Source organism: Spirosoma gilvum (genome assembly GCF_054776815.1).
Map to the genome: position 1 here is coordinate 285,907 of NZ_BAAHBH010000007.1, position 11,438 is coordinate 297,344.

Here is an 11,438-nt window from a genome sequence, read left to right on the forward strand (position 1 = left end):
GCTTTTTTATCGGCTTTCTCTATAAGACAACTCGTCTCTAATAACGGTCCATTCATACCTGCCAGCAAACAATTCAGTGAGAAAATTTTGCTGGGGCGGACTGCTACCTGTCATTTTAGATTCGGTACTCACGCGTCAGATCCTGCAAGGCTACCTATCTATAGGCCCCAAGAGTTTTTGAGCACGGGGACGACTGAACTAATCACCTTTAATACAAATACAATGATGCACAAAGAACTACAGAATTTAGATCGTATTAGCCGTATCCTGGCCCCGTTCGCCCAAGATGTTACCCGTCTTAATATGGGCGGTCTGCTCTTTCCAATCGGATGGTGGGGGTTACTTACGTTACTGGTTACCTTAGCAAAACCAGTTTTGGCCCAGAATGGCGTCACAGTAGCAGGAGGAAATGGAGGAGGCTCGGCGCCTAACCAATTGTATGAGCCAACCGATTTAGTGTTAGACAAAGCCGGCAATATTTATATCGCCGATCCCTTTTACCATCGTATTCAGAAATGGGCTCCTGGTGCGGTCACTGGTACCACGGTAGCAGGAGGAAACGGGTTTGGCTCGGCTGCTAATCAGCTTCATTCCCCAGACGATGTTGCAATAGACGAAGTAGGGAACCTATACATAGCGGATAATCAGAACTACCGCGTTCAGAAATGGACACCAGGTGCGGCTACAGGTTCTACCGTAGCCGGGGGCCATGGAGCGGGCATGGCCGCCAATCAATTAAGCTACCCAACGCATGTTGCTGTAGACGCGGCCGGCAATGTATATGTAACCGATACGTTTGGCCAGCGCATCCAGAAATGGGCACCTGGGGCCAGTAGTGGTGTTACCGTGGCCGGTGGAAATGGACGGGGTGGGGCCGCTAATCAATTGGATTATCCAGAAGGCATCACGGTCGATAAGGCGGGGAATATCTATATCGCCGATGCTGGTAACTTCCGCATTCAAAAATGGGCACCCGGTGCCAGCAGTGGCATTACCGTAGCCGGCGGAAACGGACAGGGCTTTGCTGCCAACCAGTTATCTGATCCATTTGACATAGCCCTGGATGCCTCAGGAAATATGTACATTGTCGATTCGTTTCGACAAGGTATTCAGAAATGGGTGCCTGGCGCCAGCAGTGGCATTACCGTAGCCGGCGGAAACGGACAGGGTTCGGCGGCTAACCAGTTATATAATCCGACCGGGGTTACCCTGGATGACGCCAATAATATTTATGTAACAGACTCTTATAATCACCGGGTCCAGAAATTTAGTCCTTCTCCCTCGTTCGCTATCAGTGGGGTAAACACTCTGGATTGTCAGGTGGTCAGCCCGACCGAGCGATTGGTAACCTTCTCTCCTCAATACACCGGCCTCACCGGTCAGCCTATTACCTTCGCCGTCGCATATAAGGACTTCATCACCACGCAAGCTGGCCCCTACAGCCGAGTTTTTCCACTGGATCAGCCCTTAATACCCCTGATTGCCGACCAACAGGGAGTAGTGAGCAGTTTCAACTACCAATGGCTAAATGCCTGCCAGGTACCCGCTGGGTCTAACCAGCCCCCGACCTCCAGTGGTATACCGGATCAATCTGACCAACAGGGTCAATCGTATCAACTTACTCTTACGTCTTACTTTACAGACCCTGAGCAACAATCACTGAGTTTTTCGATTTCTGGTTTACCGGCTGGTTTGAGCCTGTCGGGAAATACCATCAGTGGCCAGCCTCAGGTTACGGGAAGTTGGCCAATCAACGTAACGGCACAAGATCCGGGCGGCTTGAGCGTAAGTACCAGCTTTCTACTGACCGTCACGTCCGGCCCCAGCCAAGCTCAACCGTTTGCTCTGGTCGGGGTGAATACCCTGGATTGTCAGATTGTCAGCCCAACCGAGCGGCTAGTGACGTTTATGCCCCAGTACACGGGTCAAAATGGGCATGTGATCACCTTCGCAGCGGCTTATGGTGGTTTTATTACCCAGCAGGCTGGGCCTTACAGCCGGGTGTTTCCCCTGAGAGAACCCCTCATCCCCTTGATTGCTAGCCAGGATGGCGTGACCTCTTCTTTCAACTATCAGTGGCAGGCTGCCTGTGGCAGTAGTGCACGACTGGCTGCCACTGAACCTATAAGGGGCAAGCTACAGGTCAAGTTGCTGGGTAACCCGGTAGTGGGGTCAGAGGTGTTGGTTGAGGTGCGGGGCGCAGAGGATCAGCCATTACGAGTTGAGCTGATGGATTTGCAGGGTAGGCTGGTAAGTGAGCTGCATATGGGACATGCCGAGTCAGTGGAAACTTGTCGGTTGTCGATGAATGGCTCGGTTAGCAATCGGCTGTTGGTGCGGGTGAGTACACCAACCCAGTCACAGGCGATGCAGGTGGTTCGTGTCCAGTGAGTAGCCATTCATGCGTATAGGGCCGCGACTCATCCTGAAATTTTTGGGTAGCACTATGGTCATCTACCATTTTTGACTTGTCAACAGACACAGGGACGCCGAAAACCTGATCCAGAGTAGGCAATGGAACAAATCAGTAAATAACAAATCCTGAAATGGCCGGTAGGCCAAAATGGTACTACAATGAAAAAGAAAATCACCAAAATCACCCTGAAAACCGACAAGATTGTCTCACTGTCGAAAGATCAGGCGCAGAACCTGGCTGGTGGCCAACGTTCTAAAAGTGTATTGTCCTGGATTGGCTTCTGCGATTCGCAAATGTGCTAAACACACAAGCAATCGGAAGAGAGCACAGGATTTAATGACAAATCAATTTTAAACCAACAAATTTCGCAATGGCCGGAATGCCAGAGCAGTACCACAATGAAAAAGCAACTTGCAAAAATCACCTTAAAGACCGACAAAATCGTTTCGTTGACTAAAGCCCAGGCCCAAAACGTAGCTGGTGGGATGCGCCCATCCGGGAATGAATCCAAATGGGTGAATACGCGCCCGACATGCCTGTAGGAATCAATAACGTTTGTGAAAGCCCTTCGATATGCAGTGGCCGAAAACTAGTGAATAGCGTAGGGTATCTGCCAGGCCTTAAGAAAAGCCATAAGCGAAATACAACGCACACATATGGCTCAAAAGCAGACCGAATCGTTTCGCTATCAATGGAGTTCGTTTTAAGACTCATCCATTAAGCATAAAAGGGTACCTAATCAGGAGGTACCCTTTTACAATATGATATATCCTGTTTGGGCTCTACTTCACCACCTAATTGTTTCTCCAAATGCTAATCAATACGCCCCTTTCTCGTATCGATAATGCCAGTCTACTTCAGCGCATTTATCAACACATCCTGTCTCAACCCCTTACAGATAATGTTTCATTACTGAGTGGACAGATGGGTTATGCGGTTCTGGAGGCTTATGTTCAACGCTTTTATGGGCTTCCCACTAGCGAACAAACCTGGGAGCGAGTGGAGGCTGGTTTAGATGCCATACAGGCTGGCGAGTTGATCCATTCGTTTGCGGGGGGTATAGCAGGTGTGGCCTGGGGGTTTCTGCACCTGACCAATCAGGGCTTGCTGAGCGTCGATGAAATTGACCCGCAGGATATTTTGGCCGGTCTGGACGAACCGCTGTTTGAGGTATCTATGGACTTTCTGCGGGCGGGGGATTTCGACTACCTGCACGGTGGCTTGAGCGCCTGTTTGTACTATCTGGAGCGTTCTCCGACACCAGCCCTAGCCCACTATATCGATCAGCTGGTTCAGCAACTGTCGGACATGGCCGTCCGTTACCCAAATGGAGATATAACCTGGGCTTATCAGGATGACAACCTGCCATCGGCGCTCTACAATCTGGGGCTCTCACATGGCACTTCCAGCATCATCGCCATCCTGAGTTTATTATATGAACGAGGCTATGCCCGGCCCCGCTGCGCGGAACTGATTCTGGGTAGTTTGCAATGGGTCTGGAACCAGCGTAATCATAAAGGCATTTCCGTATTTTCAAATTTTGCCGGTCCCGAACATCTGAATAGCGAAAGCCGACTGGCCTGGTGCTACGGCGACCTGGGGATTGCCAATACATTATGGATGGCGGGTTCCATCCTGAGGCTACCTATTTGGCAAACCCGAGCGTACGAAGTGATGCTGAAAGCCTCGCTACGACGAACTCCTATAGAGACTATGATAAAAGATGCTGTCATCTGCCACGGGTCGGCCGGGAGCGCCTATCAGTTCCGAAAATTTGCGAAGCGAACCCAGCACCCCCAACTGACGCAGGCTGCAGAGTTCTGGTTGCAGGAATTAGTTACTTATATTCTGCCAGAAGACCAGGACGATATCTTTTTACGATATGCAACCGAAGCCGGTCAATACGTCTCTGAACGAGGGCTACTGGACGGAACAGCCGGAGTTGGCCTCGTTTTATTGGGTGAATTAGGTGCGCCGACGACTTGGGATCGGTTCTTACTACTATCCTGATCCAGGCAAGAAAACAAACCATAACAACAAAAAGCAATGAAAAAGAGAATCACCAGAATTATCTTGAAAACCGACCGGATTGTTGCCTTATCGGGTGTTCAAACCCAGCAATTACTTGGTGGTAAAGCACCAGTATCTTATAGGAGCTGTACCACCGATCCCGGCACAATTAGTCAGTTTGTTAAATGTGGATGAACTAAAGGTCAGTCGTTACAAGAGGTTTGACAGACTTCTTTTTTAATCCAAAAGAAGCAAAAGAGCGGCAGGTCATCTGTTGCTCTTTTGTATTTATAACCCCTCAAAAAGTTAGCACAGCCCTGTTTTTTGGGACATCCTGAAGTAAAAAGCGATTCATATTCTATACGCTGCGATTTATATACCACAGCTAACGACTCAGGGGGAAATCTTTGTTTAAGGGGGCTTTCATCTGCCATCTTTGATTTGTCAAACGACACAGGGGACGCCGAAAACCTGATCCAGAGTAGGCAAATCAATCAATACATAATTGACAAATACAATGAAAAAGCAATTTGCAAAAATCACCTTGAAAACCGACAAAATCGTTTCACTGTCAAAATCTCAGGCGCAGCATGTAGCTGGTGGCATGCGGGCACAAACTAAATTTACTGGGCAGACGCCTTATTGTCCTGGTACTACAGGTAGTGGTACCTGTGTCTGCTAAACGCAGCCAACTTGTAGCAGAAAAAAGAACCGGGGAGATGGCGATAGACAGCCCCGGTTCTTACAATCTCTCCTCCCTTCCTAACAATTTCTCTGTACGCCAACCAATGAAAACAATTGCCTCTACTACTGCTTTTGCATCCTTAGGTTGGAACGTTCCACAGCAGTATGTTTTATGCTACCCGCGATGTCCCGTTTAGGTGATATGGCGGTTTGTTGTTTTGCCGGTTTTGGCGCATCTACCCTCGTAACAACAATGTATTAAAAACGGCCGTAGAGTCTATTTCGCCGTCATCTAGTAGTCTACAGGCTATCAAACCACCTAACTGAATTAGCCTATTACAATCGTTCTTACCGAAGAAAATCACGTAGAAATACGCATTCTAACGCAGTATAAGGGGTTTTTACGTACTTCTCGTTAACGGTTTACTGATTTTTGTAAACTGTTTAGTCAAACCCACCAAGTATGGATTAGCGCTGGCTGGCAGATCCCCTGGCAAACTAATTTTGAATCGTCAGACAGACATGGGACGCCGAAAACAGAATAGAGTAGGCACTAAACAATTCAGTAAACAACAAAACAATGAAAAAACAAGTAAACAAGCTGACCCTTAAAACCGATCAGATTATCGCCCTGTCGAAAGCCGATGCAGCAAACGTAAATGGCGGTGCAATTCCCTTGACTCAGCATACTGCTTGTAAAACAGCTTTGGGTTGCCCTTCGAAATACGTTTGCTAATCCAGGGGATTCTTACCCCAGCATTTTATTAAAAAGAAGCCGCTGAAAATCTTTAACAGAGTAGGCAACATTCAAAATAGTAACTGAATAAACAACAAAACAATGAAAAAGCAAGTAAACAAACTGACTCTGAAAACCGATCAAATCGTTTCGCTGTCAAAAATCGACGCTCAGCAAATCCGTGGTGGCATGATGCCTGATAAATCAACGAAAATCGGCTGCCCTTCGATTTACTGTACCCCATCGGGTAAAGGCTGCTTCCCTGCTTAAGCACAAGCGTTTTACGCCAATAAATCAATAAACAGTTAACAACAAACCACAATGAAAAAGCAAATTTCAAAAATCGCGTTGAAAACCGACCAGATCGTTACTATGTCAAAAACTGATGCCCGTCAAATCCAAGGAGGCCAAAAGCCTCAGACAGGCCTTAAGTGTGACCCATATAGTAACACACGATGCACCGTGTGTACCTGGATGTAATCACGAACTGCCAGCAGGGGGAAGTCGAACACCTTCAACAGAGTAGACAACTTCCCCTCGATAAAAGCGTAAACAGCTGAATAGCATACGTTGAATCCTATCTTCTTTATTGCGAAAGGCTGTTTACGCCATTTTTATCAGCGTAGAATTATGAAAAAACAACTCAAAAAAATCGGTCTGAAAACCGACCAGATCATAAGCCTGTCGAAGCAGGAAACAGTGGCCGTGAAAGGTGGGATGCCTAAGTTACCTACTACATCGCGTCTACCTACGGCATGCCCAACCCAGAGTTGGTCTTGCTACTAACCAGCCGTTACGGAGCAGCCGAAAATCGGTCGATAGAGTAGGCTTTATTTAATTGTCAACAAGTACCATGAAAAAACAAATTCATAAAATCGGACTGAAAACCGATCAGGTTGTCGCTCTATCGAAGCAGGCAACAACGGGAGTAAAAGGTGGGGCAATTCCAACAAGAACCAAGTCATATCAGTATTGCCAGCCCACTATTACGTGCTAATCGTTCAGTAAGAACTGATTACTCAGCAACTCGGTGAACAACAAACCAAATTGAAAAAGCCGAGTGAATAGGATTAACAAAGCTAAGTCGCGCAAGAACTGAATTTCACTCTTGCGCGACACAGGCAATTGGAGTTTGCATTCCTCTGGCAAACACTGTTTCCTTCTCCGTTAACCATCCTCTCCTCATGCATTCTTCAGAAACAACAACCTCTGTAGAGCAGGCTTTGCTCAATCGGATCTACCAGCACATTGCCAGCCAACCTGTCGATAACAACAGTTCTTTGATGGGTGGGCAAATGGGGTATGCGCTATTTGAAAGCTATTATCAGCACTATACCCAGCAATTCGACGAGCAGAGTCGGGTATGGGATCGGGTCGTGACCAGCCTGAATGCCATTCAGCAGGGCAATCAATTGCCGACGTTTGCTGCAGGCATCGCCGGGGTAGCCTGGGCATTTCTGCACCTCTGCAACAACAACCTTCTCGAAGCTGATGATATTGATGTGAACGATATTGTCGCTGATTTAGACGAGCCACTTCTTCAGTTATCATTAGAACGGCTGGCGCAGGGCGACTACGATTATCTGCACGGTGGATTGAGCGCCGGATTATATTACCTGGAACGTCGCCCTTCCCAAGCCGTTGCCCATCATATTGACGCCATCGTCGAAAAACTTTCCGCGACAGCCATCCAGCTACCTAATGGGGATATTACCTGGCCCTATTATGATATTATGCGTCAGAAGCTGTCACCGTCCATAGAATATAACCCAAGCCTTTCGCACGGGACAGCCAGTATTGTTGCGATGCTAAGCCTGTTCTATGCGCGTGGGTATTCACGGCGACGGTGTTCCGAGTTAATCCAGGGTAACCTTCAATGGATGTGGAACAATCGAAACCGATCCGGTCAGTCCGTTTTTCCAACTACTATTGGCGCCAATCGTGAGGATAGCGAAAGTCGAATGGGCTGGTGCTATGGCGACTTGGGAATAGCCCACACATTCTGGCTGGCCGGTCAAAAACTAAATAATAAACGCTGGCAGGCCATTGCCGAACAAACCTTACGGCAAGCCGCGCCACGTCGATCCATCGCCGATACAAAAATAGCGGATGCTGGAATTTGCCATGGCTCGGCCGGAGCAACTTATATCTTCCGCCGGATTGCCCAGCAGCTTCACCATCCGTTATTGAACGAAACGGCTGACTACTGGATGCAGCGCACCATAGACTATGCGTTGCCTGAATCCGACGAAGCCGTATATACCAGCTACTTTGCGCCGACCAATACCCATGAGAGCAATCTGGATATTCTCGATGGTGAAACCAGTGTCGGTTTGGTGTTATTAGCTGAACTGGGTGCGCCTACCACCTGGGATCGTTTTCTGTTACTCTCCTGACTCACTTCTCCTCAACAATGGCTACCTCCTTCTTCCCAACTGCCTTTGCTCGCATGCCTATTGCAGGCTATGAAACAATTCAGGACATCGACTGGACTGCATTCACTCAGTTGATTCAGCAGCCTCAATTTCTGGAAGCCCTCTATATTGCTTCGCCGGCACTTTACGAGGAAGCGCAAAAACTGGACACCAGCCGATTGCCCGACGAAAAATCAAAGCGAGTTGTTTACTCGCTCATCAAATATTTGTCGCGCTACGCAACTCGTTGTACACCCTTCGGGCTATTTGGTGGTTTCTCAACAATACCCGTTGATAGTCGCCCAACGGAACTGCGTATAGACAATACCGGTAGCCTGAAAAAAGTGATCCGGCTCGATATGAATTACCTGTGTGCGCTGGCACAGGATTTGGAAAAACACGAAGCGATTCAGCCCTATTTACACTTTTTTCCAAATACGAGTCTGTATAAAATTAATAATCAGTATCGCTATGTAGCCTACCGATATAATGAACTCAATATGCGGGTTCACCACCTGGGTAGCGCCGATCAGAATGAGTATCTGGATGCCGTCTTACGAAAAGCCCAAACAGGCGCTACGCTAAGCGAATTAGCGACGGCTGTGGTTTCGGATGAGGTCAGCGAGGAGGAAGCGCAAGGGTTTATTAGTGACGTCGTAGCCGCTCAACTGCTGGTCAGTGAACTGGAGCCCGCCCTTACTGGCGACAATTTCTTATTCCAGATCATTGATTCACTAGAAACTATTTTGGCTCAGCATCCTGCTGAAGAGTTGCGGTTTATTACGGCTATACTCCATGAAGTAGCCGCTGACCTCAAACAGGTTGAAGAAACACCAGTTGATTTTTCGACGGACAAATTTGCTGCGATTGAGCAGAAATTGAGTCAGTTATCAACGCCTTTCGACCGCAAAGTCCTGTTTCAGATCGATACCTATTTACCCCAAACTGAGGGTCAATTGAACAAAGGATTACTGAATAAACTGATCGCCAAAATTCCAGCTTTGCTAAAATTGACACCAACGGGTCATGGAACGCTGTCTGAATTTATGTCGCGGTTTGTCGAAAAATATGAGGAGGAGGAAGTTCCGCTGGTGATAGCCCTGGACCCTGAAATTGGGGTGGGCTATCCTGCGGGACAACAAAAATCGGATGCTTCCCCCCTTGTCGATGGCATTTCTCAATTCGGGCCTTCGGATGGGGCGCAGTCGGTAAGAATTGCGAAAGAGCATCAATACCTCCTTCATAAACTAGCCGAAGCGCAACTAAGCGGTGCGTATCAAATCGATATTACGGAAGACGATCTACGCAATATTGAACCAGGCCACTCCCAACTACCGCTGACCAATACGGCAATGTTTTCGGTCATTCGGGAAGAAGGTCGCGAGAAACTAGTTCTTCATAGCTTTGGTGGTTCTACAGGTACTTATTTCCTGGGGCGGTTTGGCCATACGGACGAGTCGGTACTGAAGTTATTACGTGAGATTAGCCAAACCGAAGATGAAGCCCTCCCCCATGCCATTTTCGCCGATATTGTTCATTTACCCGAAGCCCGTACCGGCAACGTCATCATCCGACCCGGTTTAAAAGATTACCAGATTCCGTTCCTGGCGAAAGCCTCGGTCGATACGGATCATCAGATTGCCATTACGGATTTGATGGTAAGCGTACGGGGCAACGACATTATTCTGCGTTCGCGTTCGCTTAACAAGCTGGTTATTCCCAGACTATCGAATGCTCATAATTACTCCGGTCTCGATTCGCTGGATATCTATCATTTCCTCTGCGATATACAGACTCAACATGCGCACAGAGGCATTGGCATCATCCAGGGCAGTTTTAATAAGCTGTTTCTGTTCAATCCACGCATTGTGTTCGAGAACCTGATTCTGTCGGAAGCGCAGTGGCATTTCCGAGCGGCTCACGTTAAGGCTCTGGTCACGGCATTCAAGCAAACTAAGTGGTCTCAACTTAAGGCGGAATTGGATGGCTGGCGCAGTCAGTACAAAATTCCTCGCTATATCACACTGACAAATTTTGACAACGAATTGTACGTCGATCTTGAAAATCAGTGGTTAGCGGAAACGTTTGTCAATGAAATTAAATCGCTTGACGAATTTACGATCAAGGAATTTTTATACCGTTCCGATTCGGCGGTAGTGCAGTCGGTGAGTGGCTGGCATACCAATCAGTTTGTGGTAGCCTTCAACAACACGACGAATGTACCCGCACAGGTTTCGGCCTTACCGACGCACGAACGCGCTGAAGTGACGCGCCAGTTTTTTACGGGTTCGGAATGGCTATACTATAAAATCTATACGGGCATCAAAACCGCCGATTGGCTGCTGTCCGACCTGCTGAACCCACTAACGGAACGGTTCAGGGCAAACGGCTGGATCGATAAGTTCTTTTTTATTCGCTACGCCGATCCGCAACATCATATTCGGTTCCGCTGGCATGTTACCGATCCGAAGTGGCTTGGCCCTATTGTCAATGAGGTGCATGAGGCTCTGGCATCGTATCTAAAAAATAAGACGGTCACCAGCATTGTCAACGATACCTATAATCGTGAATTAGAGCGCTATGGCCTCAATTCAATTGACGCCATCGAGAGCTTTTTTCACATTGACAGCCAATTTATCCTTCAATTCTTAGGGATGATTGAAGGCGCGGAAGGCGAAGAATGCCGCTGGCGATTTGGCATGAAAATGATGCACGACCTGCTCGATCAATTTGGGTTCAACTGGCAACAACGGCTCAACTTTACTGAGCTTCAGGCCACTTATTTCGGTAAAGAGTTCGGCTATAATCCCACGCTCAAAAAGCAGTTGGATGCTCGATACAAAACTATTGAATTGGCCATCGATGAGCTGTTTAGCCAGGCTAATCCTGAACACGGGTTTTTCTACGATATTGTCCAGCAGCGAACGGAAGCTTTGCAGCCAATCGTACAGTATATTAATGCATTGCATGAAAAAAGTGAGCTGCAGATATCAATCGAAAGTCTACTCGGCAGTCTGATTCACATGACCGTCAACCGGTTGTTCCGAAGTCGGCAACGGTTCGTGGAGTACAGCTTGTACTACCACCTCAACAAATACTACAAAATCCAGTATGGGCGAACCGTACTGGCAGCCAAATCGACAAAGGCAGAAAGTGTGCCTGTTGAATTCGTTTGATC

General features: G+C 47.8%; 13 protein-coding genes. All 13 read left to right on the forward strand.

From position 1 onward, the window contains the following. Positions 1-222: 222 nt before the first annotated feature. The 13 genes from ACYVFD_RS19925 to ACYVFD_RS19985 all read left to right on the forward strand — a co-directional run bounded on the left by ACYVFD_RS19925 (position 223) and on the right by ACYVFD_RS19985 (position 11,436). Positions 223-2,391 (forward strand): SBBP repeat-containing protein, encoded by a 2,169-nt coding sequence (locus ACYVFD_RS19925; RefSeq protein ID WP_461092210.1) that lies wholly within the window; start codon positions 223-225, stop codon positions 2,389-2,391. Positions 2,392-2,574: 183 nt separating this feature from the next. Next, positions 2,575-2,718 carry a class I lanthipeptide gene (locus ACYVFD_RS19930; RefSeq protein WP_461092212.1) on the forward strand — a complete coding sequence of 48 codons (144 nt, stop codon included), beginning with the start codon at positions 2,575-2,577 and terminating at the stop codon, positions 2,716-2,718. A gap of 96 nt (positions 2,719-2,814) precedes the next feature. After that, entirely contained in the window at positions 2,815-2,958 is a 144-nt protein-coding gene (locus ACYVFD_RS19935) for a class I lanthipeptide (RefSeq protein ID WP_461092213.1), read from the forward strand. Between the two features lie 268 nt (positions 2,959-3,226). Then, positions 3,227-4,426 carry a lanthionine synthetase C family protein gene (locus ACYVFD_RS19940; protein WP_461092214.1) on the forward strand — a complete coding sequence of 400 codons (1,200 nt, stop codon included), beginning with the start codon at positions 3,227-3,229 and terminating at the stop codon, positions 4,424-4,426. A gap of 36 nt (positions 4,427-4,462) precedes the next feature. Further along, positions 4,463-4,621: a hypothetical protein gene (locus ACYVFD_RS19945; RefSeq protein WP_461092215.1), complete on the forward strand. Its 159-nt coding sequence runs from the start codon at positions 4,463-4,465 to the stop codon at positions 4,619-4,621. Between the two features lie 322 nt (positions 4,622-4,943). Further along, a complete protein-coding gene (locus ACYVFD_RS19950; RefSeq protein ID WP_461092216.1) occupies positions 4,944-5,108 on the forward strand; it encodes a class I lanthipeptide in 165 nt (54 codons plus the stop codon). 582 nt (positions 5,109-5,690) lie between these two features. Next, positions 5,691-5,846, forward strand: a complete 156-nt coding sequence (locus ACYVFD_RS19955) for a class I lanthipeptide (RefSeq protein WP_461092217.1) — start codon at positions 5,691-5,693, stop codon at positions 5,844-5,846. Positions 5,847-5,948: 102 nt separating this feature from the next. Further along, on the forward strand, positions 5,949-6,116 hold the full coding sequence (locus ACYVFD_RS19960) for a class I lanthipeptide (RefSeq protein WP_461092218.1): 168 nt from the start codon (positions 5,949-5,951) through the stop codon (positions 6,114-6,116). A gap of 51 nt (positions 6,117-6,167) precedes the next feature. Continuing rightward, complete coding sequence (locus ACYVFD_RS19965; protein WP_461092219.1) at positions 6,168-6,326, forward strand: class I lanthipeptide; 159 nt, start codon at positions 6,168-6,170, stop codon at positions 6,324-6,326. Between the two features lie 150 nt (positions 6,327-6,476). After that, on the forward strand, positions 6,477-6,632 hold the full coding sequence (locus tag ACYVFD_RS19970) for a class I lanthipeptide (protein ID WP_461092220.1): 156 nt from the start codon (positions 6,477-6,479) through the stop codon (positions 6,630-6,632). A 67-nt stretch (positions 6,633-6,699) separates the two neighbouring features. Next, positions 6,700-6,843: a class I lanthipeptide gene (locus ACYVFD_RS19975; RefSeq protein WP_461092221.1), complete on the forward strand. Its 144-nt coding sequence runs from the start codon at positions 6,700-6,702 to the stop codon at positions 6,841-6,843. Positions 6,844-7,030: 187 nt separating this feature from the next. Then, complete coding sequence (locus tag ACYVFD_RS19980) at positions 7,031-8,242, forward strand: lanthionine synthetase C family protein (protein WP_461092222.1); 1,212 nt, start codon at positions 7,031-7,033, stop codon at positions 8,240-8,242. A gap of 17 nt (positions 8,243-8,259) precedes the next feature. Further along, entirely contained in the window at positions 8,260-11,436 is a 3,177-nt protein-coding gene (locus ACYVFD_RS19985; RefSeq protein WP_461092224.1) for a lantibiotic dehydratase, read from the forward strand. Positions 11,437-11,438: the final 2 nt, after the last annotated feature.